Consider the following 24,285-nt stretch of genomic DNA (forward strand, 5'->3'; position numbering starts at 1 on the left):
GTAGTGAGCGCAGGCCCCGCTTTCACTCGGGACAAGTCCTGGACCCGGCTTGATCGGCCTGCGAGCGCGCCGCCGGGCCCGGGCGGGACGGGGCCCCTGAACCTTGTCCGGGATTGAATGTGTACTTGCTATTCTTTTATTTGCGTGTGAAACTGAATAAAACATAGCAGGTATTCATATGAGAACCAGCAAGACCCAGCAGGCGCGCAACCGGCGCCAGATCCTGGACGCGGCCGTCCGGCTGATGGAGGCCCAGGGCTTCGAGGCCACGACGATGAAGCAGGTGGCCCGCGAGGCCGGCCTGGGCGACGCCACCATCTACAACTACTTCCCCAGCAAGGAAAAGCTGGTGCTGGGCTATTTCGAGCAAGCCTTCGAGGACGCGCTGGCGCAATGGCGCGCGACGCCGGAGCAGGCCGAGTTCTCGCTGCAGGAGCGCCTGCAGCTGCTGCTGGACTGCCTGCTGGAGCGCCTGGCGCCGCAGCGCGGCTTCGTCGCGCTGGCGCGGCGCGCGCTGCTGGCCGCGCCGCTGACGCTGCTGGGCGAGGAACTGCCGGGCAAGCCCGCCTTCCGGGCCGCGGTGGAGCAGATGCTGGACGAGGCCGAGGCGCGCGGCGAGATGCCCTACTGCGGCTTCAAGGCGGCGCTGGGCGCGCTGGTGGCGGACTATGCCTATGGCGTGATTGGCTTCTGGCTGCACGACGATTCCGAGCAACAGGGCGAGACCACCCGGCTGCTGGACCAGAGCCTGGAGCTGCTGGTGCTGGTGCTGCGCACCGGGCTGGTGTCCAGGCTGCTGGCGCTGGCCGGCCTGCTGCTGCGCAGCCAGATGGCACGGCTGCTGCGCCCCGGCAGCGGGTTGCTGGACATGCTGGGCCTGCTGCGCCAGGGCCTGGGCGAGATGCCGGCTTCCGCGCCGCCGACCGAGGCCCCGCCGCCCGCGGCGCCAGCGCGGCGGGCGCGCAAGGCCACGCCGGCCGCCGCGGTGCCGGCCCGCCGGCGCGCCCGGAGCGGCGCATGAACGCCGCCGCCCCCCATCTGGCGCTGGGCATCGCCGGCGCGCTCAGCGCGCTTGCGGCCCTGCTGCACCTGGCCATCATCCTGGGCGGAGCGCCCTGGTATCGCTTCTTCGGTGCCGGCGAGCGCATGGCGCGGCTGGCCGAGGCCGGCCATGCCCAGCCGGCCCTGATCACGCTGGGCATCGCCGTCGTGCTGCTGGTCTGGGCCGGCTATGCCTGGGCAGCCGGCGGCTGGGTGCCGGCGCTGCGCGGGCTGCCGGCGCTGCGCTGGGGGCTGCTGCTGATCACCGCGGTCTATCTGCTGCGCGGGCTGGCCCCGCTGATCCTGGGCCTGGGCGGCCTGCCGTTGACGCCCTTCCTGCTGTGGAGTTCGGCGATCTGCCTGGGTTTCGGACTGGTCCACCTGCTCGGCCTGGTGCAGCGCTGGAGCCTGCTGTGACGGTGCGCACCTGCCCGCTGCCGGCCGGCAGCCGCATCGCGGCGCTCAGCGTCGGTGCCGACTTCGCCGACTGCCACGCGCTGCCCGATCCCGCGCCCGACGCGGAGGCGCTGCAGAGCTATCTGGACCTGGTCGCGCGCACGCCCGGCTGGATGAACGCGCTGATGGCGCTGCGCAACGGCATGGTCCGCCTCGTCGGGCTCAAGGCCCTGGGACAGCTGGGCGAGGGGCTGCGGCCGGCGGCGCAGTACCGGCTGGGCGACCGCGTCGGCATCTTCCAGCTGCATTCGCGCAGCGCGCGCGAAGTGGTGCTGGAGCAGGACGACCGCCACCTGCTCGTGCGCCTGTCGCTGTTCAAGGCGGACACGCCGCGGGGGCCGCAGCTGCAGCTGAGCACCGTGGTCCACGAGCACAACCGGCTGGGCCGCCTGTACATGGCGGTGGTGGGGCCGGTGCACCGCCGCATCGTGCCGCGCATGCTGGAACAGGCCCAGCACCATGGCTGAGCGCAAGGACGCGGACAAGAACAAGGGCCAGGCGCCGCGCACCGGACGCCTGGCGCGCGGCGCGGTGGCCGGCGCCGCGGTGGCGCGCATGGGCGCGGCGCGGCTGGCGCACCAGGTGGGCGGGCTGGCGCGGCCGGCCGCCGAGCAGGCCGCCGCGCGCGCCGAGCATGAACAGCGCCTGGGCCGCATCCTGTTCGGCGCGCTGAACCAGCTCAAGGGCACGGCGCTGAAGGCGGCCCAGCTGCTGAGCCTGGAGATGGGCCTGCTGCCCGAGGGCCTGCGCCGCCAGCTCGCGCAGGCACACCACCAGGCCACGCCGTTGAACCGCGCGCTGGTGCTCAAGCTGATGAAGCAGGAGTTCGGCCGCGGCCCCGAGGCCCTGTTCGCGCAGTTCCAGCCGCAGGCCTTCGCGGCCGCCAGCCTGGGCCAGGTCCACGAGGCGCGCTCCTTCGCCGGCGAGCGCCTGGCCGTCAAGCTGCAGTACCCGGGCATGGCGGCCGCGGTGGATAGCGACCTGCGCCTGCTCGCCGGGTTGCTGCGGCCGCTGGGCGCGGGGCTGAACCTGGCGCTGCCGGACGAGGCGCTGACGCGCGGCGTGCTGGAGCAGCTGCGCGCGCGCCTGCTGGAGGAGCTGGACTATGAGCGCGAGGCGCGCGAGCTGGCCTGGTTCGGCGCGCGCATGCAGGCCCTGCCGGACCTGGTGCTGCCGCGCGTGCACACGGCGCTGAGCAGCGCGCGCGTGCTCAGCATGGACCATCTGGACGGCCTGCACCTGGAGCCCTGGCTGGCCACCGCGCCCAGCCAGGCGCAGCGCGACCGCATGGGCCAGCTGCTGCTGGACAGCTTCATGCTGGGGCTCACCCGGCTGCGCCGCATCCAGGCCGATCCGCATCCGGGCAACTATCTGTTCATGCCCGACGGGCGCCTGGGCCTGCTGGACTTCGGCCGCACGCTGGCGCTGGACGGCGAGTTCTTGCCGCAGCTGGCCCGCGCCTGGGCCGCGCGCCTGGACGGCGATACCGCCGGCCACCTGGCGGCCTACCAGCGCCTGGGCATGGTCGACCCCGAGCTGGGGCCGCGCGCCTTCCGCGAGCGGCTGATGCCGGCGCTGGCGCCGCTGCTGGACTGGCAGCTGCTGCCCTGGCGTGGCGAGCACTTCGACTTTGCGTCGCTGCCCCCGCCGCCGACCATGGCGCCCGACGCGCACCGCGTTGCGCTGGCGCACCTGCGTGCGGTGCCGCCCGAGCTGCCGTTCGTCGACCGCGCCTACCTGGGCCTGGTGCAGATGCTGCGCCAGCTGGGTGCCCGCGTGCGCACCGGCAACCCCTGGGCGGCGCTGGCCCGCGAGATCCTTTGACGATGGAGATCCCGATGCACGCATCGAAGACGACGCGCCCCTGGATGGGGCGCTGGCTGATGGGCGTGGCGCTGCTGCACACGCTGTTCGGACTGGTGGTGTTCAGCGCGCCGCTGGCGCGGATGTGGCAGCGCGGCCTGTTCGACACGGTGGGCGCGGACCCGCTGCTGGGGGCGGTGAGCTGGTTCCTGCTGTTCGGCGCGCCGCTGGCCCTGCTGGGCCTGGCGCTGAGCGCGCTGGAGCGCCTGTGCGCGACGACGGCGCCCTGGCGCGCGCTGGGCCTGGGCCTGCTCGGGCTGACCGCGCTGGGCCTGCTGCTGATGCCGGCCTCGGGCTTCTGGCTGGCGCTGCCGGTGGCGTTCGCGCTGCTGCGGCGCGCGCGCTGAACGGCCTGCCGGGCCGGGCACGCATCAGGATGCGGTGTCGTCGCCGTCGCGCGGCGGCCGGCCGCGCCGCGCCGTGGGCGAGTGCTGCGGCTTGATGCCGCGGCGCGCCAGCGCCTCGCGCAGCAGCATCTCGATCTGCGCGTTGGCCGAACGCAGCTCCTGCGCGGCCAGGCGCTCGATCTCGTCCCACAGCGCCGGGTCCAGGCGCAGCGGATAGCTTTTCTTGGCCGGGCTGGACATGGCTCAGCGTCCGCGCGAACCATGGCCGCCCCGTGGCGGCGGCGGCCGGCTGAAGTCGCGCACCAGCGCGACGATGAGCAGCAGCAGCGCCAGCAGAAAGAGCCCCTGCGCCGCGGCCCAGAACGCCGCGCCCGGCTGCGGCCAGTCCGGCCGCTGCGGCAGCAGCACATGCAGGTACTGCCCCATGGCCTGCAGCTGCAGCAGCACCGCCAGGCGCAGCAGGTGCTTGAGCACGCGCGCCAGACTGGCCTCGCGCCGTTCGGGCGCCAGCCAGTAGTCCCGGTGGGGCAGGTTCAGGCCGGTGGGCCAGCGCCGCACCAGCGCCATCACTCCATGGCTGGTGAGCAGCGGCAGCAGCAGGCCCAGGAACAGGGTCAACAGCGCGAAGGACTCGCGGCTGCTGGCCTTGTGCGCGCTGCCCACCACCTCGGGCAGCAGGGCGTAGGTGGCCGCGACCAGCGCCAGCACCAGCGCCGACGTGAGCAGAAAGAGCAGATGCATCGCCGCCCCCGCCGCGCTCAGTTGTACAGCGTGCCGGTGTTGACGATGGGCTGGGTGTCCTTGTCGGAGCACAGCACGACCAGCAGGTTGGAAACCATCGCGGCCTTGCGCTCGTCGTCCAGCTCGACGATGGAGCGCTCGGACAGGCCCTTCAGCGCCTCCTCCACCATGCTCACCGCGCCCTGCACGATCTTCTTGCGCGCGCTGATGATGGCCTCGGCCTGCTGGCGGCGCAGCATCACCTGGGCGATCTCGGGCGCATAGGCCAGGTGGGTGATCTTGGCGTCCAGCACCGTGACGCCGGCCTCGGCGAAGCGCGCCTGCAGTTCGCGCTTGAGCGCCTCCACCACCTCGTCGGCGCCGGCGCGCAGCGTGGTCTCGCCGGGCTGCAGATCCTCGCCCTCGTCATAGGCGAACTGGGCGGCCAGGTGGCGGATCGCGGCCTCGGACTGGATGCCCACATAGCGCTCGAAGTCGTCGACCTCGAACACCGCGCGCGCCGAGTCCTCGACGCGCCAGACCACCGCGGCGCTGATCTCCACCGGGTTGCCGCGCTTGTCGTTGACCTTCAGCGTCGGCGCGTTGAGGTTGCGCGCGCGCAGCGAGAGCTTGCGCTTGGCCATCAGCGGGTTGGCCCAGCGCAGGCCTTCGTGGCGGTCGGTGCCGCGGTAGCGGCCGAACAGCGTCAGCAGCCGCGCCTCGTTGGGCTGCTGCATGTACAGCCCGCCCAGCAGCAGCACGCCGGCCACCAGGGTCAGCCCGCCCAGCACCGCGCCGAAGCCGCCTGGTGCCGCGAGGGCCATCGCCACGCCACCGCCCGCCATCGCCAGCCCCAGCAGCACGGCCAGATAGCCGTTGGCGGTGCGTGCATCCGTTTCGCGCGGGCCGGCCTGATTGCTCATGCTCATCGTCTTCTCCTTCTCTCGATCCCTGAAAATGATGATATCAGTTTTATACCAATCGAGAAGGCTGTCAACAGGCCATTGGTCATGGCGGCGCGGCAACGCCGGCGGCCCGGCGCGGGGCCGGGCGAGGGGCGATGTGGAGTGGCGAGGAGCGGAGGTTCAGCCGCGGCGCTGGACGCGGCAGACGCCGTCGCCGTGCGGCGCCTGGCGGAAGGCCGGCAGCGCCTCGGCGGCCTCCGACAGCGCATGCAGACGCGGGAAGGCGGCCGGATCCACGGCGCCCGGCAGGGTCTGCTGCGTGAACTGCCAGGCCACGGCCATGCTCACCATGGCCTGGTCGGGCGCGCCCAGATGGGGCTGCTGCGGCGCGTCGGCCAGCGCCTGTTCCAGCTCGCCGTAGGCGGCCTGCATCTGGCCGCGCACCCGCTCCAGCCAGGGCGCATGCTGGCGCTCGGCGGGCCGGAGGTTCAGCTCGTAGACGATCTGCACGCTCTTCTCGCAGGCGGCCAGCGCCAGTCCGATCAGGCGCAGCGCCTGGGCGCGGCGGGGCAGTTCGGCGGGCATGAGCCTGAGCGGGCGGGCCAGGCACTCCGCGTAGTCCAGGATCAGCGTGGAGTCCATCAGCACCGTGCCGTCGTCGCACACCAGCGTGGGCGCCTTGACCACCGGGTTGATCTCGCGGAACTGGTCGAAGGTGCGGAACACCGACAGCGGTTCGTGTTCGAAGGGCAGCTCCAGCAACTGCAGCGAGATCGCGACGCGCCGCACATAGGGCGAGTCCAGCATGCCGATCAGTTTCATCGCATCAATCCTTGGGCGGTCGGGGGGATGCGGGAATTGTGGCGCGCTCGAACGCATAGCTGGCGCGGCCCTGCGCAAAGCCCTGGCCGCGGTAGAAGCGATGGGCTGCGTCGCGCTGGGTGCCGGAGCGCAGCCGCAGCCGCGCATAGCCGGCCTGCCCGGCCCAGCGCTGGGCCTGCTCCAACAGGCGACGGCCCCAGCCCTGGCCTTGCCGGTCGGCGGCCACCACCAGGGCCTGCAGCTCGGCATAGCCGTCCGAAGCCAGCAGGCGCACGCCCTGCACATGGCACAGCCCGAGCAGCCGCCCGCCTTGTTCGGCGACGAAGACCTTCTGGTCCGGCCAGGACTGCAGCGCGTCCAGGCGGCGCGCCACCTGCTCGGGCGTGGCCACATAGCCCAGGTCGGGCAGCAGCGCGGCGATGGGCTCGGCGTCCGCGGCGCAGGCTTCGCGCAGGGTGGCCTCGGCCGAGGCCGCGCGCAGCTTGGCCGCGAAGCGCTGCAGATGCGCCTCGACGCGCGTGGCGGGGAGCGCGTCCAGCGCGAACCAGCGTGCCTCGTGGAACTCCGCCGGGTCAGGGCGCAGCAGGGCGTCGCGCGGCACGCGCAGCACGTACCACAGCGACACGTCCACATGGCCGGCGCTGCGGCCGACCGTCTCGGTCACCGTGATGAAGCGCGGCGGGCCGACGCGCGCCGGGTCCACCTGCAGCCCCAGTTCTTCCGCGGCCTCGCGGGCCGCGGTCAGGCGCGGGTGCTCGCCGGGTTCGACATGGCCGCCGGTGGGCAGCCACAGCCCGGCGTTGCGGTGGTCTACCAGCAGCAGCTCGCGCTGGGCCCTGTCGACCACGGCGAAATAGGCGACCAGGTGCTTGGCCGGCGTGGCCGGCCTGGCCGTGCGGCACAGCGGCGCGCCGGAGCGCACCCAGGCCATCGCGTCCGCGAGCTGGGCCGCCTCCAGTGCGTCGCCGGGTTCGACGGAGGCCAGCTCCTGCGCGATGGCGTCGGCATCAGCCAGGCCATCGAAGGTCCTCATTTGCAGCTGAAGCTCCGGGCGCTGACTTCCTTGACATTGCCGGCGCCGCAGGTCGCCACGGCCTGCTCGCCCATCTTCTGCAGGTCGCCGGGCTCGCCGTTGCGCGAGCTGCCGGGCGACGCGATCACGCAGGCGCTCAGCAGCACGGGGGCGGCCAGGATCAGGGCGAGGGGGGTGAGGCGTCGGGTCATTGTTGTGTGCTCCGTGAGTGTGGAAGAAGAGCGCGCACTGTAGACAGCCGGTGGCGGCCCTGCCGTCCCGGGGCGACGGATTGCGCCGGCGTGGGGGCGAGGCGCTGCCGGGCGCGACGGCCCGATGCCGCGCCATGAACAAGGCCGCCCGGAGGCGGCCTGTCGTGAGGGCGGATCAGCGCCGGTTCAGGCCGGCGCCTGTGCGCGCTCCTCGCCCTGATAGCCGCGCGGCACCGCGCCGAGCAGGCGGCGGGTGTAATCCTGCTTGGGCGCGCGCAGCAGCTCCTGCGCGTCGGCCTGTTCGACCACGTCACCGTGCTGCATCACCAGCACCTCGTCGGAGATGAACTTGACCACCGCCAGGTCGTGGCTGATGAAGATGTAGGACAGGCCGAACTCGTCCTGCAGGTCCTTGAGCAGGTTCAGCACCTGGGCCTGCACCGAGACGTCCAGCGCCGACACCGACTCGTCCAGCACCAGCACCTCGGGGTTCAGCGTCAGGCAGCGCGCGATCGCGATGCGCTGGCGCTGGCCGCCGGAGAACTCGTGCGGGTACTTGTACAGCGCGTTCTCGTCCAGCCCGACCTTCTTCAGCAGCGCGACGGCGCGGTCCAGGCGCTCCTGGTGGCTGGCGCCGATGCCGTGGATCTCCATCGGCTCGGTCAGCGCCTGCGCGATCGTGAAGCGCGGGTTCAGCGACGCATAGGGATTCTGGAACACCACCTGGATGCGGCGGCGCATCTTCTGCCAGTCGGCGCCGCCCATCTTCAGCAGGTCGCGGCCCTCGAACAGCACCTCGCCGCCGGTGGGCTCGTGCAGGCGCAGCAGGGTCAGCCCCATGGTGGTCTTGCCCGAGCCGGACTCGCCCACCACGCCCAGCGTGTGGCCCTTGCGCAGCTGGAAGCTGACGTCCTTGACCGCCTTGAACTCGGTCTTGCCGAACAGGCCGGACTTGAAGAAGAAGCTCTTCTTCAGCCCGCGCGCCTCCAGCACCACCGGCGCGTTGGGGTCCTTGGGCTTGGCGGTCTTCTGCGCGCGCACCTCGCCGGCCTGCGCGGCGATGTGGTCGTCGATGACCATCAGCCGCGCCGGGTTCTCGGTCAGGCTGGGCCGGCAGGCCAGCAGCGCGCGGGTGTAGGCGTCCTGGGGCTGGTGGAAGATGTCGGCCACCGGCGCCTTCTCGCGGATCTCGCCATGGCGCATCACCACCACCTGGTCGGCGATCTCGCCCACCACGCCCAGGTCGTGCGAGATGAACAGCATGCTCATCTTGTGCGTGTCCTTGAGCTTGGCCATCAGGTCCATGACCTGGCGCTGGATGGTCACGTCCAGCGCGGTGGTGGGCTCGTCGGCGATCAGCAGCTTGGGCTTGCAGGCCAGCGCCACCGCGATCATCACGCGCTGCTGCTGGCCGCCGGACATCTCGTGCGGATAGCTCTTGAGCCGGCGCTTGGGGTCGGGGATGCCGACCTCGTTGAGCAGCTCCTCGGCGCGCGTCAGCGCCTGGCGCCGCGTCATGCCCAGGTGCTTGATCAGTGGCTCCATGATCTGGTCGGCCACCGTGAACACCGGGTTCAGCGAGCTCATCGGGTCCTGGAACACGCAGGCGATCTCGCGCCCGCGCACCGACTGCAGCTCGCGCAGGCTGGTCTTCAGCAGATCGCGGCCCTGGAACTCGATGCGGCCGCTGCGTTCGGCGTTCTCGGGCAGCAGGTTCAGGATGGACATCGCCGTGACGCTCTTGCCCGAGCCCGACTCGCCCACCAGCGCCACCGTGCTGTTCTCCGGCACGTCGAAGCTGACGCCCTTGACCGCCAGCTGGCGCTGCATCTGCCCGTCCACCTTGCCCATGCGGAAGGCGACCTTCAGGTCCTGTATCGATAGCAACATCTCAACTCTCCGTGATCGTGGGGGTCATTCCAGACCACGCAGCTTGGGGTCCAGCGCATCGCGCAGCGCATCGGTGAACAGCGCGAAGGCGGTGACGAAGATGGCCATGAAGGCCGTCACCGCGACCAGCTGCCACCAGTAGCCCAGGATCAGCTCGCTCTGCGCCTCGGCCAGCATCGTGCCCCAGGAGACCTGGTCCACGCTCACGCCCAGGCCCAGGTAGGACAGGATCACCTCGCTCTTGATGAAGCTGACCACGTGCAGCGAGAGCTGCACCAGCGCCACGTGCGAGACGTTGGGCAGGATGTGCTTGAACATGCGCGAGGTCTTGGAGGCGCCGATGGCCTCGGCCGAGCGCACGTACTCGCGCACCGAATGCTTCATGAACTCGGCGCGGATCAGGCGGTAGATGCCGGTCCAGCCGGCCAGCCCGAGGATCATCACCACCGGCAGCACGCCGCGCCCGAACACCACCGCGAACGCGAAGATCAGCAGGATGTTGGGCATCGCCGTGAAGACGTTGTAGACCCACTCCAGGAAGTCGCCGACCTTGCCGCCGTAAAAGCCCGAGATCGCGCCCAGCACGGTGCCGATCACGGTGGCCACCAGCGCCGCCAGCACGCCCACCAGGATGGAGATCTCCGCGCCCTTGATGGCCTTGGCCAGCACGTCGCGGCCCAGGCGGTCGGCGCCGAAGGCGAGGGTCTGGGCCTTGACCGTGTCCTCGGTCTTGTAGGTCTTGGCGCGCTCTTCCCATTCCTTGTACTTGGGCGCGAGCGGATCGATGTCGCTCAGGTCCACGTTGGGGCCCTTGGGTTGGGGAATGGCGCCGGCGTTCTCGGCCGGGGCCGGTCCCATGAAGGTGGGCGGCGCGTTGGGCACGCCCACTTCCTTCTGCCAGTCGCGGGCCACCAGGCCCACGCCGGCCGCGATCACCAGCAGCAGCGACAGCGCCACCACCACCATCGCGCCCATGCCCATCTTGTCGGCCCGCAGGCGGCGCCAGGAGGCGGCCCACACGCCCTGCGAGCGCTTGGGCGCCGCGCCGTTCGTCGTCGTCGAAGTCATCACTGCACTCATTTCAGAACCACCCGTGGGTCGACGAGCTTGTAGAGCAGGTCGGTGATCAGGTTCACGACCATGGTCAGCGCCGCGATGTAGATCGCGAAGGCCTGGATCACCGGGTAGTCGCTGCGGTTGACCGCCAGCAGGATCTCGCGCCCCAGGCCCGGGATGGAGAAGAAGACCTCCAGCAGGAAGGAGCCGACGAACACGTGCGGCAGCGCCACCGAGATGTTCGTCATGATGGGGATCATCGCGTTGCGCAGCACGTGCTTGAGCAGGATGGTCTTCTCGGTCAGGCCCTTGGCGCGCGCGGTGCGCACATAGTCATGGCCGATCTCGTCCAGGAAGAAGGTGCGGTACAGCCGCGTGTAGGGCGACAGCGCCACCGCGACCGCGACGAAGATGGGCAGCGGCGCGTAGGTGCTCAGGTTGGTCCAGAAGCTGTCGCTCCAGCCCTGCACCGGGAACCAGCCCAGGCGGAAGGCGAAGAAGTACTGGAACACGATCACGTAGACCAGCAGCGAGATGGACACCGCCACCGTCGTGAAGATCATCACCGCGCGGTCGATCTTGCTGCCGCGCATGTAGGCCACGGCCAGCGCGAAGGGGATGGCCAGCAGCACTTCCAGGATCAGGATGGGCAGCATCACCGTCAGCGTGGCCGGCATGCGGCTGGCGAACAGGCTGGACACCGATTCGTTGGTCGCCCAGCTCTTGCCCCAGTCGAAGGTCACGATCTGCTTCAGGAAGATCAGCAGCTGCTCCCAGACGGGCTTGTTCAGCCCCAGCTGTTCGCGGATCGCCTGGACCTGCTCGGCGCTGGCGTTGAGTCCGCCCAGCACTTCGGCCGGATCGCCGCCAAACCATTTGAAGAGGAAGAACACCAGCAGCACGACCCCCAGCAGGGTGGGGATCATTTGCCAAAGGCGTCTGAACAAGTAAGCCGCCATTGCTGTCGGGCTCCTATTGCGAGTCGCTGGATCCCGGCGGCCTGCGTGCGCGTGGCGTACAGCGCCGGGAGAACTGAAACCCCGCGCGCTGGTCAAGCGAACGGGGACTGGGCCCGCCATGGCATGCAGCGGCCCTGGTGCAGGGCTGCGGGTCAACGGGCGCGAGTCTAGTGCAGCACCGATGGGGCGCACATAGCTGTTTGTTCGCATTAAGCTGAATATTCGTTATGGTTTCCCGGGGCGCTGTGGTCGTGGTTCTGGGCCACAATGCGCGCCCATCCGGGGCTGGCGCGCGAGGATCCGATGCGCCACATGCCGCTGTCCCCCGCCGTCCGCGCGCCTGGTCGCGCGCCTCTCCTTCAGCCCACGATGCGACGATGCGAGCCGGCCTGACCCTTCTTCTCTCCCTGGCGCTGCTGGATGGCGCCGCGGCGCAGACCGCGGCAAGCGCCGCCGCGCCGGCCGCGCAGCCGGCCAAGGTGCTGCGCTACGCGATCCGCATCGCCGAAACCGGCTTCGACCCGGCCCAGGTCACCGACCTTTATTCGCGCACCATCACCGCCGGCATCTTCGACGCGCCGCTGCGCTACGACTACCTGGCCCGTCCGGTGCGCCTGCGTGCGTCCACCGTACAAGACTTGCCGGAGATCTCGCCGGACTACAAGACCCTGACCTTCCGCGTGCGCCCCGGCATCTATTTCGACGATGACCCCGCTTTCGGGGGCCGCAAGCGCGAGCTCGTCGCGGCGGACTACGTCTACGCGATCAAGCGCCACTACGACCCGCGCAACAAGAGCGGCAACCTCTACCTGCTCGAGAACGCCAAACTGCCGGGCCTGACCGAGCTGCGCCGCAAGGCGCTCAAGGACAAGACGCCCTTCGACTACGACAGCGAAGTGGCCGGCGCGCGCGTGCTGGACCGCTACACCTTCCAGGTGCGCAGCGAGACCGGCGATCCGCGCTTCGTGAACAACTTCGCCGACCCCTTCCTCGGCGCGGTGGCGCGCGAGGTGGTCGAGCGCTACGGCGACAAGATCATGGAGCACCCGGTGGGCACCGGCGCCTGGCGCCTGGCCGACTGGCGGCGCAGCTCGCTGATCGTGCTCGAGAAAAACCCGAACTTCCGCGAAGAGCGCTACGACCAGCAGCCCGACCCGTCCAATGCCCGCCTGGTGGCGCAAGCCCGGCGCCTGCAGGGGCAGCGCCTGCCCCTGATCGACCGCGTCGAGATCTCGGTGATCGAGGAGAACCAGCCGCGCTGGCTGTCCTTCCTGCGCGGCGAGTTCGACATGGTCGACGAGGTGCCGCAGGAATTCATGCCCATCGCGATGCCGCGCAACCAGCTGGCGCCCAACCTGGCCGAACAGGGCATGCAGGCGGTGCGCTACCTGCGCGCCGACGTGGCGATGAGCTACTTCAACATGAACGACCCCACGGTGGGCGGCCTGGCGCCCGAGAAGGTGGCGCTGCGCCGCGCGATCTCGCTGGCCTGGGACGTGCAGAAGGAAATCCGCCTGCCGCGCCGCGGCCAGGCCATCGCCGCGCAGGGGCCCATCGCGCCGGGCGTGGCCGGCCACGACCCGGACTTCCGCAGCGAGCTCAGCGAGTACGACCCCGCCAAGGCCAAGGCCCTGCTGGACCTCTACGGCTATGTCGACCAGGACGGCGACGGCTGGCGCGACATGCCCGACGGCAGCCCGCTGGTGATCGAATACGCCACCGAGCCCGACGGCGAGAAGCGCCAGCTCGCCGAGCTGTGGCAGAAGGCCATGGACGCGATCGGCGTGCGCATCCGCTTCAAGATCGGCAAATGGCCCGAGAACCTCAAGGCCGCCAATGCCGGCAAGCTGATGATGTGGGGCGTGGGCTGGAGCGCCACCGCGCCGGACGGCGACACCTTCCTGGCGCTGGGCTACGGCCCCAACGGCGGCCAGGCCAACAAGTCGCGCTTCGCGCTGCCCGCCTTCGACGAGCTGTACCGCCGCCAGAAGTCCATGCCCGACGGCCCCGAGCGCACCGCCGTGATGCGCGAGGCGCAGCGCCTGATGGTGGCCTACATGCCGATCAAGCTGCATGTGCACCGCATCTACACCGACATGGCCCAGCCCTGGCTGATCGGCTATGACCGCAACATCTACATGCGCGATTTCTGGAAGTATGTGGATATCGACCTGGCGGCGCGCGAGCGCGCCGGCCACTGACCCTCTCGCAATGAAGTCTTCCCCTTCCCTGCGCCTGCGCGCCCTCTCCCTGTCCCGTCGCGGCCTGCTGGCCCTGGGCCTGATCGCCGCCGTTCCCGTGCATGCCGCCGACCCGGCGCCAGCGCCCAAGGTGCTGCGCTACGCCATCCGCGTGGCCGAGACCGGCTTCGATCCGGTGCAGGTCACCGACCTGTACTCGCGCGTCATCGTCGCCGGCATCTTCGACACGCCGCTGCGCTACAGCTACCTGGCGCGGCCCTACCAGCTGGAGCCCGGCGTCACCGAGGGCATGCCCGAGGTGCTGGACAACCACACGCGCTTCATCTTCCGCTTCCGCAAGGGCATCTACTTCGCCGACGATCCGGCCTTCCAGGGCCGCAAGCGCGAGCTGACCGCGGCCGACCTGGCCTATTCGATCCGCCGCCACTACGACCCGCGCTGGAAGAGCGGCAGCCTCTACCGGCTGGAGAACGCCGGCGTGCTGGGCCTGTCCGAGCTGCGCAAGGCCGCGCTGACGCACAAGACGCCCTTCGACTACGACCGCCCGGTCGACGGGCTGCGCCTGCTGGACCGCTACACGCTGGAGGTCCGCATCGCGCACAGCGATCCGCGCTTCCTCTACCACTTCGCCGATCCGATGCTGGGCCTGGTCGCGCGCGAGGTCGTGGAGCACTACGACGGCAAGATCATGGAGCACCCGGTGGGCAGCGGCGCCTGGCGCCTGGCCGACTGGCGGCGCAGCTCGCTGATCGCGCTGGAGAAGAACCCGAACTACCGCGAGGAGTTCTACCGCGAGCCGGTGCCCACGGACAACCCGGTGCTGGCCGAGCAGGTGCGCCGCCTGCAGGGCCGGCGCCTGCCCATGATCGACCGCGTGGAGATCTCCATCATCGAGGAGAACCAGCCGCGCTGGCTGGCCTTCCTGCGCAAGGAATTCGACATGGTGGACGACCTGCCGGCCGAGTTCGCGCCCATCGCGATGCCGCAGAACCAGCTGGCGCCCAACCTCGCCCGCCAGGGGCTGCGCGCGGTGCGCTACGCGCGCTCGGACATCGTGGCGAGCTACTTCAACATGGACCACCCGCTGGTCGGCGGCTACACGGCGGACAAGATCGCGCTGCGCCGCGCCATCGGGCTGGCCGTAAACCTGGAGCAGGAGATCCGCCTGCCGCGCCGTGGCCAGGCCGTGCCGGCGCAGGGCATCGTCGCGCCGGGCGTTACCGGCTACGCCGCCGATTTCAAGTCCGAGATGAGCCAGCACGACCTGCCGCGCGCCAAGGCCTTGCTGGACCTGCACGGCTATGTGGACCGCGACGGCGACGGCTGGCGCGACCAGCCCGACGGCAGTCCGCTGGTGCTGGAGTACGCCACCCAGCCCGACGGACAGAACCGCCAGCTCGCCGAGCTGTGGCAGAAGAACATGGACGCGCTGGGCCTGCGCATCCGCTTCAAGATCGCCAAGTGGCCCGAGAACCTCAAGGCCGCCAACGCCGGCAAGCTGATGATGTGGGGGCTGGGCTGGAGCGCCGACATCCCCGACGGCGAGAACTTCCTCGGCCTGGGCTATGGCGGCAACAAGGGCCAGTCCAACAAGGCACGCTTCGACCTGCCCGCCTTCAACGCGCTGTACAAGAAGCAGCACGGCATGCCCGACGGCCCCGAGCGCGACGCCGTGATCCGCGAGGCCCAGCGCCTGCTGGTGGCCTACATGCCCTACAAGGTGCATGTGCACCGCGTCTTCACCGACATGCTGCAGCCCTGGGTCCTGGGCTACGACAAGAACCTCTACCTGCGCGACTTCTGGAAGTACGTGGACATCGACACCGAGCGCCTGGCGCGTGAAGGGGCCGCGCGATGAGCGCCGCCGCCCGCTGCGCGCGCCGGCCCTGGACCGCGCTGGCGCTGGCCGGCGCGCTGCTGCTGGCGCCGCTGGCCACCGTGCGCGCGGCGCAGGAGGGCGCGGCGGCGCCGCCCAAGGTGCTGCGCTACGCCTTCCGCGTCGCAGAGACGGGTTTCGATCCGGCCAAGATCACCGACCTGTATTCGCGCATGATCACGCCCCACATCTTCGAGGGGCTGTACACCTACGATCATCTCGCGCGGCCGGCGCGGCTCAAGCCGCTGACCGCGGCCGGCGATCCCGAGCACAGCGAGGACTACAAGACCTGGACCGTGCGCCTGCGGCCCGGCATCTACTTCGCCGACGACCCCGCATTCAAGGGCCGCAAGCGCGAGCTGGTCGCCGAGGACTATGTCTACAGCCTGAAGCGCTTCGCCGACCCCGCGGTGGGCTCGCCGGTCTGGAGCGAGGTCGAGGAGATGGGCCTGCTGGGCCTGGCCGAGTACCGCGACGCGGTGCGCAAGAGCGGCCGGCCCTTCGACTACGGCCGCCCCATCGAGGGCCTGCGCGCGCTGGACCGCTACACGCTGCAGTTCCGCCTGCGCGAGACGCGGCCGCGCTTCATCCAGACCCTGGCGCAGAGCGACCTCTATGGCGCCGTGGCGCGCGAGGTCATGGAGGCCTACCCGGGCGCCAGCATGGAGCACCCGGTGGGCACCGGGCCCTTCGTGCTGAAGCAGTGGCGGCGCAGCTCGCTGATCGTGCTGGAAAGGAACCCCGGCTACCGCGAGCGCTACTACGACCAGGAGGTGCAGCCCGGCGCCGACGACGCCGAGGGCCGCGCGCTGCAGGAGCGCTTCCGCGGCCGCCGCCTCCCCATGGTGGACCGCGTCGAGGTGTCCATCATCGAAGAGAACCAGCCGCGCTGGCTGTCCTTCCTGGCCGGCGAATACGACCTGCTGGAGCGCGTCCCCGAGGACTTCATCCAGCAGGCCATGCCCCAGGGCCGCGTGGCGCCCAACCTCGCCAAGAAGGGCGTGCAGGGCTGGCGCACGCTGACCTCGGACGTGCTTTTCACCGTCTTCAACATGGAAGACCCGGTGGTGGGCGGCACCACGCCCGACAAGGTGGCGCTGCGCCGCGCCATCGGGCTGGCGCTGGACGTCGACCGCGAGATCCGCCAGGCGCGGCGCGGCCAGGCCATTCCCGCGCAGTCACTGTACATGCCCAACACCTCGGGCTACGACAGCGCCTTCAAGAGCGAGATGAGCGACTTCGACCCGGCGCGCGCCCGCGCGCTGCTGGACCTCTACGGCTATGTCGACAAGGACGGCGACGGCTGGCGCGACCAGCCCGACGGCGCGCCGCTGGTGATCGAAACCCTGACCACGCCCGACGCCTTCCAGCGCCAGATCGACGAGATCTGGCAGAAGAACCTCGCGGCCATCGGCCTGAAGCTGCGCTTCAAGGCCGGCAAGTGGCCCGAGAACCTCAAGGCCATGCGCGGCGGACACTACATGGTGTGGTCGCTGGCCACCTCGGCGTCCAAGCCCGACGGCCAGGACTCGCTGGCGCGCATGTACAGCGGCCAGATCGGCGGCCAGAACTTCGCCCGCCTGCGCCTGCCCGAGGTGGACGCGCTGTACGAACAGGCCAGCCACCTGCCCGACGGGCCCGAGCGCGACGCGGTGTTCCTGCAGACCAAGCGCATCGCCACCGCCTACATGCCCTACAAGTACCGCGGCCACCGCTTCCTCACCGACCTCGCGCAGCCGCAGCTCAAGGGCTACCGCCGGCCGCTGTTCTGGCAGAACTGGTGGGAGTACGTGGACATCGTCGCGCCCGCCACGGCCGCGCCCTGAGCGCCGAGCAGCGATGAGCGCCCCCCGCCCCGCCGCTTCGCGCCGGCCCCCGCTCTGGCGCCGTGCCGCGCGTCTCGGCCTGCTGGCGCTGGGCCTGCTGGCGGCGACCGCCGCGCCCGCCGCCGCCGAACCCGCCGCGGCCTCCTCCGCCCCCACCGCTGCCGCGGCACCCAAGGTGCTGCGCTACGCCTTCCAGATCGCCGAGACCGGCTTCGACCCCGCGCAGATCAGCGACACCTACTCGCGCATCATCACCTCGCACGTCTTCGAGGCTCTGTACCACTACGACTATCTGGCGCGGCCGGTGAAGGTCAGGCCGCTGACCGCCGCGGCCATGCCCGAGGTCTCGGACGACTTCCGCACCTGGACCATCCGGCTGCGTCCGGGCATCTACTTCGCCGACGACCCGGTCTTCCAGGGCCGCCGGCGCGAGCTGACCGCCGAGGACTATGTCTACAGCTTCAAGCGCTTCGCCGACCCGACGCTGAAGGCCCCCGGCTGGGTGGACGTGCAGGAGATGGGCATCCTGGGCCTGGACGCGCTGCGCGCCGAGGCGCTGCGCCGCGGCCGGCCGCTGAACTACGACACCCCCATCGAGGGCCTGCGCGCGCTGGACCGCTACACGCTGCAGATCCGCATCGCCAAGTCCCGCCCGCGCCTGATCTACACGCTGGCGCAGAACGACTACTTCGGCGCCGTCGCGCGCGAGGTCATCGAGGCCTATGCGGGCGCCACCATGGAGCACCCGGTGGGCACCGGGCCCTTCGTGCTGTCGCGCTGGCGGCGCAGCTCGCTGATCGTGCTGGAGAAGAACCCCGGCTACCGCGAGCGCGTCTTCGACGCTGAACCCGCGCCCGACGACGCCGAGGGCCAGGCCATCCTGGCCCGGCTCAAGGGCCGGCGCCTGCCCATGATCGACCGCGTGGAGGTCTCCATCATCGAGGAGAGCCAGCCGCGCTGGCTGTCCTTCCTGACTGGGCAGCACGACCTGCTGGACCGCGTGCCGCCGGAGTTCACCGACGTCGCGCTGCCCGGCGGCCGGCTCGCGCCCAACCTGGCGAAGCAGGGCCTGCGGCTGCACCGCCTGCTCGGGGCGGACGCCGTGTTCACCTTCTTCAACGTCGAGCACCCCATGCTGGGCGGCATGAGCCCGGAGCGCGTGGCGCTGCGCCGCGCGCTCGCGCTGAGCCTGGACATCCGCCGCGAGATCGACGGCATCCGGCGCGGCCAGGCCGTGGTGGCGCAGTCGATGTCCATGCCCCACACCAGCGGCTACGACGCCGACTTCAAGAGCGAGATGGGCGACTACGACCCGGCGCGCGCCAAGGCGCTGCTGGACCTCTACGGCTATGTCGACCGCGACGGCGACGGCTGGCGCGACCAGCCCGACGGTTCGCCGCTGGTGATCGAGATCGCCACCCAGCCCGACGCGCTCTCGCGCCAGTACGACGAGCTGTGGCAGCGCAACTTCAGCGCCGTCGGCGTGCGCACCCGCTTCATCCAGGGCAAGTGGCCCGAGCAGCTGCGCCAGGCGCGCGCCGGCAAGCTGATGCTGTGGATGCTGGGCGACAGCGGCACCTCGCCCGACGGGCTGAAGGCGCTGCAGCGGCTCTACGGCCCGGCGATCGGCGCGCAGAACTACTCGCGCTTTCGCCTGCCCGAGTTCGACGCGCTCTACGAGCGCCTGCAGGTGATGCCCGACGGGCCGCAGCGCGACGCGCTGTTCCGCGAGGCCAAGCGCCTGCAGCTGGCCTACATGCCGCTGAAAAGCCATGTGTTCCGCATCGTCAACGACCTCACCCAGCCCTGGGTGATCGGCTATCGTCGGCCCCTGTTCCGCAACGAGTTCTGGCACTTCATCGATATCGATCAGTCCCGGCAGACGCAATGACGATGCAGACCACACGACGACAGGCCCTGACCCTGGGCGGCGGCCTGCTGGCCGCGCCGCTGGCCGGCCACGCGCAGGCGGCGCCCGAGAAATGCCTGCGCTACGCCTTCCTGGTGGCCGAGACGGGCTTCGATCCCGCCCAGCTCAGCGACCTGTACTCGCGCATCATCACCAGCCACATCTTCGACGCGCCCTACAAGTACGACCACCTGGCGCGGCCGTTCAAGGTCAAGCCCAACACCGCCGAGGCCCTGCCCGAGGTGTCGGCCGACCACCGCACCTGGACCCTGCGCCTGCGCCCCGGCATCTACTTCGCCGACGACCCGGCCTTCGGTGGCCGCAAGCGCGAACTGGTGGCCGAAGACTATGTCTACAGCCTCAAGCGCATCTTCGACCCCGCGCTGAAGAGCCCGCTGTACTCGGCCTACCTCCAGGAAGGCATCCTGGGGCTGCAGGCCCTGCGCGACGAGGCGCTCAAGGGCAAGAAGCCCTTCGACTACGACCGGCCGGTGGAGGGCGTGCGCGCGCTGGACCGCTACACGCTGCAGTTCCGCCTGCGCGATCCGCGCCCGCGCTTCATCTACAGCCTGGCGGCGGGCGACACCTATGGCGCCGTCGCGCGCGAAGTGGTGGAGCGCTACGGCGACGACATCATGGCCCACCCGGTGGGCACCGGCCCCTTCATGCTGGAGCGCTGGCGGCGCAGCTCCTTCATCCGCCTGGTGCGCAACCCCGGCTTTCGCGAGCTCTACTACGACGCCGAGCCCAACGCCGACGACGCCGAGGGTCAGGCCTTGCTCGCGCGCTTCAAGGGGCGCCGCCTGCCCATGCTGGACGCGGTGGAAATCTCCATCATCGAGGAAGGCCAGCCACGCTGGCTGTCCTTCCTGAACCGGCAGTTCGACCTGCTCTTCCTGCTGCCCGAGGAATACGCTGACGTTGCCGTGCCCAACGGCCGGCTGGCGCCCAACCTGGCCAAGCAGGGCCTGAAGCTGCACCGCGTGCTGGCCAGCGACCGCACGCTGGTCTACTTCAACATGGAAGACCCCATCGTCGGCGGCTATGCGCCCGAGAAGGTGGCGCTGCGCCGCGCCATCGCGCTGGGCACCGACCTGGAGCGCGAGATCCGCGGCCCGCGCCGCAACCAGGCCATCCCGGCGCAGTCGGTGGTTTCGCCCATGACCTGGGGCTACGACGCCGACTACCGCAACCCGATGAGCGAGTACGACCCGGCGCGCGCGCAGGCGCTGCTGGACCTGTACGGCTACCGCGACCGCGACGGCGACGGCTGGCGCGAGATGCCCGACGGCAGCCCGCTGGTGCTGGAGTACGCGTCGCAGCCCGATTCGCGCTCGCGGCCCTACGAGGAGCTGTGGAAGCGCGACATGGACAAGCTGGGCCTGCGCCTGCGCGTGCGGTCCGCGCAATGGCCCGAGAACCTGAAGGCCGCGCGCGCCGGCCAGCTGATGATCTGGCAGCTGGGCTTCAGCTCGTCGACGCCGGACGCGCAGCTGGGCCTGGAGCTGCTCTACGGCCCCGCGGCCGGCGGCCAGAACCTGGGCCGCTTCCGGCTCGCGCGCTTCGACCAGCTCTACGAGAAGATGCTGGGACTGCCCGACGGGCCCGAGCGCCTGGCCGCGCTGCGCGAGATCCAGCGCCTCACCACCGCCTACATGCCGCACAAGTACCGCGTGCACCGCATCGTCAACGACCTCAGCCATCCCTGGGTACACGGCTACCGCCGCCCCATCTTCACGCAGCAGTTCTGGCAATATCTGGACCTCGACCCGGCGCGCCAGATCAAGACCTGACCCCGCGCGGGGCCCGTTCCCCCGTCCTTCGTGCCTCGCAGTACCGGCCCATGCAAGCGTTGTTTTCCGAGCTTCCGCGACGCGCCACCCTGGGGCTGGCCGGCATGGCGGGGCTGGGCCTGGCGCTGCCGCTGCGGGCCGCCGCGCAGCCGCCGGTGCAGGCCCTGCTGCCCGACGACGTGCTGGAGGACTACCGGCGCTTTCTCGCCGGCCGCGCGCCGCTGACGCTGCGCGACTACGGCGGCGCCCACAGCCGCCGCGATGTCGCCGAGGTGCTGCTGCTGCAACAGGCGCTGCAGGCCGGAGGCGACACGCGCCGCGTCAGCCTCGGAGGCATGCCCACCGATGCGCGCCTGCAGCTGGAGCTGCGTTCCGGCCGCGCGCTGTGCAGCGCGACCAGCTACTGGCGCGCCGACGTTTCCGAGGTCCAGCACGAACTGCTGCTGAGCGCCGCCGTGCTGCAGCAGGGCGAGTTCGAGGCCGGCCTCTACACGCTGCCCGGCCATGCGCGCGCCCTGGGCTGCCGCACGCTGGCCGAGGTGCGCCGGCTTACCGTGCTGTCCAACCGCGACTGGCATGTGGACTGGCAGACCCTGCGCGCGCTGGGCCTGCAGCACCTGCTGCATGTGGGCAACTGGAAGCAGATGCCGCGCATGCTGGCCAGCGGCCGCGCCGACGTGCTGCTGGCGCCCTTCCAACCCACGCCCGACCTGTCGCTGCAGGTCGACGGGCTGCGCCTGGTGCCCATTCCCGGGCTCAAGATCGAGATGCACGGCACGCGCCACTTCCTGATCTCGCGCAGCCACCCGCAGGGCCAGGTCTTGCGCGAGCGGCTCGACGCCGGCCTGGCCGAACTGCGCCGCCAGGGCCTGCTGCGCCGCGCCTACCAGCAGTCCGGCTTCTTCAACAGCCGCGTGCAGGACTGGACCGTGTTGCGCGCCGGCTGAGCTACCCGGTCTGGTGGGTTGACGGCGCGGCGCGGCGGCGCCGACACTGGGCCGTCACGGCAGCGGGAGCGCGGCATGAAGATTCCCCCCGGGTTTTGCACCGTCACGCCCTACTTTTTCGTGGCGGGGGCCGAGGGCTTCGTGGACTTCCTGGTCCGTGGCCTGGGCGGCGAGGAGCTGCGGCGCACGGCGCGGCCCGACGGCCGCATCGCCAACGCCCAGGTGCGGCTGGGCGGCTCCACCGTGATGGTCAGCGAAAGCAGCGCCGCCTATCCGCCCATGCCCAGCTCCTGCTATCTCTACGTCGAGGACGCCGACGCCGCGATGGCGGGCGCGCTGCACGGCGGCGCCGCCCAGGTGATGGCGGTGGCCGACATGCCCTATGGCGACCGCCAGGGCGGCGTGCGCGACGCCTGGGGCAATCTCTGGTGGATTTCGCAGCGGCTCGAAGACGGGCCCTACCGCTGAACACCAACCCTGGGGAGCACGCATGGGACGCATCTGGTTTGCCAAGGGCCTGCGCGGCATGATCGCCAAGCGCATCCAGCTGGACCTGCTGCGGCAGGGCTTCTTCGTGCCGCCGGCCGACAAGTTCGCCGACGGTGTCTTCGGCGGCGATACCGAGGCCACGCTGCGCCGCCTGCAGCAGGCGCGCGGGCTGGCCCTCAGTGGCTGCGTGGACGAGCCGACCTGGCAACAGCTGACCCCCGACCCGCTGCCCTCGCTGTTCGAGCGCTGCCTGGGCCTGACGGCCGACTTTGAAGGCCACGGCTTCGGCCTGCTGCAGGGCAACTTCGACGGCGCCGGCCTGACCTGGGGCGTGATCGGCTTCACCCTGTCCAATGGCGAGATCCAGCAGCTGCTGGCGCAGGCCGAGGCCCAGCAACCCGGCACGCTGGACCGTGTGCTGGGGCCGCTGGCGGCGACCTGGCGCCAAGTCGTCGCGCGGCCGCTCGCCGCGCAGGTGGCCTGGGCCGACAGCCTCAGCAGCGGCCCCTCCAAGACCCAGATGCCACAGCCCTGGCGCGACGCCTTCGCGCGCCTGGGCGACGAGCCCGTCGTCAAGCGGCTGCAGATGCAGCGCGCCTACGACGCCTACTTCGTGCCCGCCGCCGACACCGCGCGCCGCCTGCAGCTGCGCAGCGAGCTGGGCGTGGCGCTGGCCTTCGACTGCCATGTGCAGAACGGCAAGTCGCGCATGCAGGCGGTGCAGCAGCTCGCCCCGCTGGCCGGCCAGATCAGCGAGGCCCAGATGCGCCGCCGCCTGGCGCAATGCGTGGCCGGTCTGTGCCGGCCGGAGTACAGCGACGATGTGGGCTGCCGCAAGCTTGCCATCGCCACGGGCGCCGGCACGGTGCATGGGCGCAGCTACCGGCTGGCCGCCTGGGGGTTGGACGAGAGCTTGGCGGCTTAGGGCGGGGGCGCGCGCCTGACGCGGCTTTGCCATCGACCTGAGATGCGCCGACCAACCGCGCCTTCGTCGTGAGGCACCGAGCGCCTGCCCTGCGAGGGATGGCCTGGCGGCCCCGAAACGCCGGACACATGAACCCGGGGCGCCGCCGGGCTCAGGCCGGCACCACCGTCACGCGCGGCCAGCGCTCCGTGTAGCGCTTCGCGGCAGTCCGGTCGCGGTAGTTTTGCAGGCTGGCCCGCGCCGGATTTCTGCGCACCACCATGTTGAAAAGATCGTCCAGCCCCAGCGGCGCGATCACCCGGACGCGGTCGTCCGCGTCCAGCCAGACGGCGACCGAGGTGGCGTACTCCGGCCAGGAGGCCACGGCCTCTTCGAGCGAGCGCAGCGGCGCGACGGCATGGCCGAAGCAGGACTCGAACCACAGGTGCACCGCGGCCTGGTTCGTCACCTCCCACGGGACGTCCGGCAGGTGCGCCTGCAACTGGCGCTGCAGCGCCGCATCGCGTTCGCTGCTCAGGTCGTGGGGGTCGAAGAACGCCACGTCGACATCGGCCAGGGCCGAGGGGCGCTCATGGCCGCTCAGGGCGTCCCAGACCAGGTTGCGAATGGCTCCTGCGCCGATGCACCAGGACTCCAGCCCCAGCGTCCGCACTGCCCGCAGGGCCTGCATCAGCCAGGCGCTGTCGTGCACGAGCTGGGTCAGGTGTTGGCTGTGTTGCGAGGTGGGCATGGCGGGATGGGGTGCGATTCATCGTATCTGGTTGCCGGGCACGGAAGCGCGAAACAGTGGTTTGTCTCAGTACTTCGGCCACCATGGCCGAGAAGAATGGGCGGTGTGCGCCGCTGCCGCAGCCGCGTTAGACCGCCCAGCGTTCAGGCCGTTTGCGGAGGCCGTCCATGGCCCGCTTGCAGTGAATCCGGATGCTGACACCGCAATTCGAACCGCTGGCAACGACGGCAACGACCTTGGGTATCGCTATCAAGCGGGAGTGGTTCGGGAGTCGCGGGCTGCTTGTGAGTGGTCGGAATGGCCGGT

Annotated in this window: 23 protein-coding genes; 13 read left to right on the forward strand and 10 right to left on the reverse strand. The window is 70.7% G+C overall.

Going from position 1 to position 24,285, the window contains the following annotated elements; translation table 11 throughout:
- The first annotated feature begins 178 nt into the window (after positions 1-178).
- The 5 genes from LZ017_RS18905 to LZ017_RS18925 are packed head-to-tail and all read left to right on the forward strand — an operon-like array spanning position 179 to position 3,707.
- Positions 179-1,021 carry a TetR/AcrR family transcriptional regulator gene (locus tag LZ017_RS18905; RefSeq protein ID WP_241398476.1) on the forward strand — a complete coding sequence of 281 codons (843 nt, stop codon included), beginning with the start codon at positions 179-181 and terminating at the stop codon, positions 1,019-1,021.
- Positions 1,018-1,458, forward strand: a complete 441-nt coding sequence (locus LZ017_RS18910) for a hypothetical protein (RefSeq protein WP_241398477.1) — start codon at positions 1,018-1,020, stop codon at positions 1,456-1,458. The genes LZ017_RS18905 and LZ017_RS18910 overlap by 4 nt, the downstream gene beginning before the upstream one ends.
- The gene (locus tag LZ017_RS18915) at positions 1,455-1,964 is read left to right on the forward strand and encodes a DUF2867 domain-containing protein (RefSeq protein WP_241398478.1); all 510 of its coding nucleotides are present in this window, start codon (positions 1,455-1,457) and stop codon (positions 1,962-1,964) included. Before LZ017_RS18910 ends, LZ017_RS18915 begins: the two co-directional genes overlap by 4 nt.
- Entirely contained in the window at positions 1,957-3,321 is a 1,365-nt protein-coding gene (locus LZ017_RS18920; protein WP_241398479.1) for an AarF/ABC1/UbiB kinase family protein, read from the forward strand. The genes LZ017_RS18915 and LZ017_RS18920 overlap by 8 nt, the downstream gene beginning before the upstream one ends.
- Positions 3,322-3,335: 14 nt before the next feature.
- Positions 3,336-3,707 (forward strand): DUF6463 family protein, encoded by a 372-nt coding sequence (locus LZ017_RS18925; RefSeq protein WP_241398480.1) that lies wholly within the window; start codon positions 3,336-3,338, stop codon positions 3,705-3,707.
- A 24-nt stretch (positions 3,708-3,731) separates the two neighbouring features.
- On the opposite strand, the gene LZ017_RS18930 is transcribed toward LZ017_RS18925, so the two are convergent.
- The 9 genes from LZ017_RS18930 to LZ017_RS18970 all read right to left on the reverse strand — a co-directional run bounded on the left by LZ017_RS18930 (position 3,732) and on the right by LZ017_RS18970 (position 11,283).
- Positions 3,732-3,947 carry a hypothetical protein gene (locus LZ017_RS18930; RefSeq protein ID WP_241398481.1) on the reverse strand — a complete coding sequence of 72 codons (216 nt, stop codon included), beginning with the start codon at positions 3,945-3,947 and terminating at the stop codon, positions 3,732-3,734.
- A gap of 3 nt (positions 3,948-3,950) precedes the next feature.
- Positions 3,951-4,448 carry a hypothetical protein gene (locus LZ017_RS18935; RefSeq protein WP_241398482.1) on the reverse strand — a complete coding sequence of 166 codons (498 nt, stop codon included), beginning with the start codon at positions 4,446-4,448 and terminating at the stop codon, positions 3,951-3,953.
- A 17-nt stretch (positions 4,449-4,465) separates the two neighbouring features.
- Complete coding sequence (locus LZ017_RS18940) at positions 4,466-5,356, reverse strand: SPFH domain-containing protein (protein ID WP_241398483.1); 891 nt, start codon at positions 5,354-5,356, stop codon at positions 4,466-4,468.
- A 156-nt stretch (positions 5,357-5,512) separates the two neighbouring features.
- Positions 5,513-6,154 carry a glutathione S-transferase family protein gene (locus LZ017_RS18945; RefSeq protein ID WP_241398484.1) on the reverse strand — a complete coding sequence of 214 codons (642 nt, stop codon included), beginning with the start codon at positions 6,152-6,154 and terminating at the stop codon, positions 5,513-5,515.
- 4 nt (positions 6,155-6,158) lie between these two features.
- Positions 6,159-7,187: a bifunctional NUDIX hydrolase family protein/GNAT family N-acetyltransferase gene (locus LZ017_RS18950; RefSeq protein ID WP_241398485.1), complete on the reverse strand. Its 1,029-nt coding sequence runs from the start codon at positions 7,185-7,187 to the stop codon at positions 6,159-6,161.
- The gene (locus tag LZ017_RS18955) at positions 7,184-7,378 is read right to left on the reverse strand and encodes a hypothetical protein (protein WP_241398486.1); all 195 of its coding nucleotides are present in this window, start codon (positions 7,376-7,378) and stop codon (positions 7,184-7,186) included. Before LZ017_RS18955 ends, LZ017_RS18950 begins: the two co-directional genes overlap by 4 nt.
- Positions 7,379-7,564: 186 nt before the next feature.
- Entirely contained in the window at positions 7,565-9,268 is a 1,704-nt protein-coding gene (locus tag LZ017_RS18960) for a dipeptide ABC transporter ATP-binding protein (RefSeq protein WP_241398487.1), read from the reverse strand.
- A 24-nt stretch (positions 9,269-9,292) separates the two neighbouring features.
- A complete protein-coding gene (locus LZ017_RS18965; RefSeq protein ID WP_277604785.1) occupies positions 9,293-10,336 on the reverse strand; it encodes an ABC transporter permease in 1,044 nt (347 codons plus the stop codon).
- Between the two features lie 8 nt (positions 10,337-10,344).
- Positions 10,345-11,283 (reverse strand): ABC transporter permease, encoded by a 939-nt coding sequence (locus LZ017_RS18970; protein WP_241398489.1) that lies wholly within the window; start codon positions 11,281-11,283, stop codon positions 10,345-10,347.
- Between the two features lie 377 nt (positions 11,284-11,660).
- On the opposite strand from LZ017_RS18970, the gene LZ017_RS18975 reads away from it, so the two are divergent.
- The 8 genes from LZ017_RS18975 to LZ017_RS19010 all read left to right on the forward strand — a co-directional run bounded on the left by LZ017_RS18975 (position 11,661) and on the right by LZ017_RS19010 (position 23,249).
- Positions 11,661-13,484, forward strand: coding sequence for an ABC transporter substrate-binding protein (locus LZ017_RS18975; protein ID WP_241398490.1), 1,824 nt, complete (start codon positions 11,661-11,663; stop codon positions 13,482-13,484).
- Positions 13,485-13,494: 10 nt separating this feature from the next.
- Positions 13,495-15,342: an ABC transporter substrate-binding protein gene (locus LZ017_RS18980; protein WP_241398491.1), complete on the forward strand. Its 1,848-nt coding sequence runs from the start codon at positions 13,495-13,497 to the stop codon at positions 15,340-15,342.
- Complete coding sequence (locus tag LZ017_RS18985) at positions 15,339-17,186, forward strand: ABC transporter substrate-binding protein (protein ID WP_241398492.1); 1,848 nt, start codon at positions 15,339-15,341, stop codon at positions 17,184-17,186. Before LZ017_RS18980 ends, LZ017_RS18985 begins: the two co-directional genes overlap by 4 nt.
- Positions 17,187-17,199: 13 nt before the next feature.
- Positions 17,200-19,077, forward strand: coding sequence for an ABC transporter substrate-binding protein (locus LZ017_RS18990; RefSeq protein ID WP_241398493.1), 1,878 nt, complete (start codon positions 17,200-17,202; stop codon positions 19,075-19,077).
- On the forward strand, positions 19,074-20,888 hold the full coding sequence (locus LZ017_RS18995) for an ABC transporter substrate-binding protein (RefSeq protein WP_241398494.1): 1,815 nt from the start codon (positions 19,074-19,076) through the stop codon (positions 20,886-20,888). The genes LZ017_RS18990 and LZ017_RS18995 overlap by 4 nt, the downstream gene beginning before the upstream one ends.
- Before the next feature lie 50 nt (positions 20,889-20,938).
- A complete protein-coding gene (locus tag LZ017_RS19000; RefSeq protein ID WP_241398495.1) occupies positions 20,939-21,835 on the forward strand; it encodes a hypothetical protein in 897 nt (298 codons plus the stop codon).
- A 75-nt stretch (positions 21,836-21,910) separates the two neighbouring features.
- Positions 21,911-22,303: a VOC family protein gene (locus LZ017_RS19005; protein WP_241398496.1), complete on the forward strand. Its 393-nt coding sequence runs from the start codon at positions 21,911-21,913 to the stop codon at positions 22,301-22,303.
- Between the two features lie 22 nt (positions 22,304-22,325).
- Entirely contained in the window at positions 22,326-23,249 is a 924-nt protein-coding gene (locus LZ017_RS19010) for a chitosanase (RefSeq protein ID WP_241398497.1), read from the forward strand.
- Between the two features lie 151 nt (positions 23,250-23,400).
- On the opposite strand, the gene LZ017_RS19015 is transcribed toward LZ017_RS19010, so the two are convergent.
- Positions 23,401-23,979 (reverse strand): nucleotidyltransferase family protein, encoded by a 579-nt coding sequence (locus LZ017_RS19015; RefSeq protein WP_241398498.1) that lies wholly within the window; start codon positions 23,977-23,979, stop codon positions 23,401-23,403.
- Between the last annotated feature and the right edge of the window lie 306 nt (positions 23,980-24,285).

The sequence above is a fragment of the Pelomonas sp. CA6 genome (genome assembly GCF_022549225.1).
Lineage (GTDB): Bacteria > Pseudomonadota > Gammaproteobacteria > Burkholderiales > Burkholderiaceae_C > Roseateles.

What these genes read in the sequence shown, in the direction of transcription:
- LZ017_RS19005 (WP_241398496.1), top strand. Translation starts at nt 21,911, where the DNA reads ATGAAGATTCCCCCCGGGTTTTGCACCGTCACGCCCTACTTTTTCGTG.
- LZ017_RS18925 (WP_241398480.1), top strand. Translation starts at nt 3,336, where the DNA reads ATGCACGCATCGAAGACGACGCGCCCCTGGATGGGGCGCTGGCTGATG.
- LZ017_RS18950 (WP_241398485.1), bottom strand. Translation starts at nt 7,187, where the DNA reads ATGAGGACCTTCGATGGCCTGGCTGATGCCGACGCCATCGCGCAGGAG.
- LZ017_RS18910 (WP_241398477.1), top strand. Translation starts at nt 1,018, where the DNA reads ATGAACGCCGCCGCCCCCCATCTGGCGCTGGGCATCGCCGGCGCGCTC.
- LZ017_RS18980 (WP_241398491.1), top strand. Translation starts at nt 13,495, where the DNA reads ATGAAGTCTTCCCCTTCCCTGCGCCTGCGCGCCCTCTCCCTGTCCCGT.
- LZ017_RS18965 (WP_277604785.1), bottom strand. Translation starts at nt 10,336, where the DNA reads ATGACTTCGACGACGACGAACGGCGCGGCGCCCAAGCGCTCGCAGGGC.
- LZ017_RS19015 (WP_241398498.1), bottom strand. Translation starts at nt 23,979, where the DNA reads ATGCCCACCTCGCAACACAGCCAACACCTGACCCAGCTCGTGCACGAC.
- LZ017_RS18995 (WP_241398494.1), top strand. Translation starts at nt 19,074, where the DNA reads ATGACGATGCAGACCACACGACGACAGGCCCTGACCCTGGGCGGCGGC.
- LZ017_RS18955 (WP_241398486.1), bottom strand. Translation starts at nt 7,378, where the DNA reads ATGACCCGACGCCTCACCCCCCTCGCCCTGATCCTGGCCGCCCCCGTG.
- LZ017_RS18985 (WP_241398492.1), top strand. Translation starts at nt 15,339, where the DNA reads ATGAGCGCCGCCGCCCGCTGCGCGCGCCGGCCCTGGACCGCGCTGGCG.
- LZ017_RS18990 (WP_241398493.1), top strand. Translation starts at nt 17,200, where the DNA reads ATGAGCGCCCCCCGCCCCGCCGCTTCGCGCCGGCCCCCGCTCTGGCGC.
- LZ017_RS18930 (WP_241398481.1), bottom strand. Translation starts at nt 3,947, where the DNA reads ATGTCCAGCCCGGCCAAGAAAAGCTATCCGCTGCGCCTGGACCCGGCG.
- LZ017_RS19010 (WP_241398497.1), top strand. Translation starts at nt 22,326, where the DNA reads ATGGGACGCATCTGGTTTGCCAAGGGCCTGCGCGGCATGATCGCCAAG.
- LZ017_RS18920 (WP_241398479.1), top strand. Translation starts at nt 1,957, where the DNA reads ATGGCTGAGCGCAAGGACGCGGACAAGAACAAGGGCCAGGCGCCGCGC.
- LZ017_RS18960 (WP_241398487.1), bottom strand. Translation starts at nt 9,268, where the DNA reads ATGTTGCTATCGATACAGGACCTGAAGGTCGCCTTCCGCATGGGCAAG.
- LZ017_RS18905 (WP_241398476.1), top strand. Translation starts at nt 179, where the DNA reads ATGAGAACCAGCAAGACCCAGCAGGCGCGCAACCGGCGCCAGATCCTG.
- LZ017_RS18935 (WP_241398482.1), bottom strand. Translation starts at nt 4,448, where the DNA reads ATGCATCTGCTCTTTCTGCTCACGTCGGCGCTGGTGCTGGCGCTGGTC.
- LZ017_RS18975 (WP_241398490.1), top strand. Translation starts at nt 11,661, where the DNA reads ATGCGAGCCGGCCTGACCCTTCTTCTCTCCCTGGCGCTGCTGGATGGC.
- LZ017_RS18970 (WP_241398489.1), bottom strand. Translation starts at nt 11,283, where the DNA reads ATGGCGGCTTACTTGTTCAGACGCCTTTGGCAAATGATCCCCACCCTG.
- LZ017_RS18940 (WP_241398483.1), bottom strand. Translation starts at nt 5,356, where the DNA reads ATGAGCATGAGCAATCAGGCCGGCCCGCGCGAAACGGATGCACGCACC.
- LZ017_RS19000 (WP_241398495.1), top strand. Translation starts at nt 20,939, where the DNA reads ATGCAAGCGTTGTTTTCCGAGCTTCCGCGACGCGCCACCCTGGGGCTG.
- LZ017_RS18945 (WP_241398484.1), bottom strand. Translation starts at nt 6,154, where the DNA reads ATGAAACTGATCGGCATGCTGGACTCGCCCTATGTGCGGCGCGTCGCG.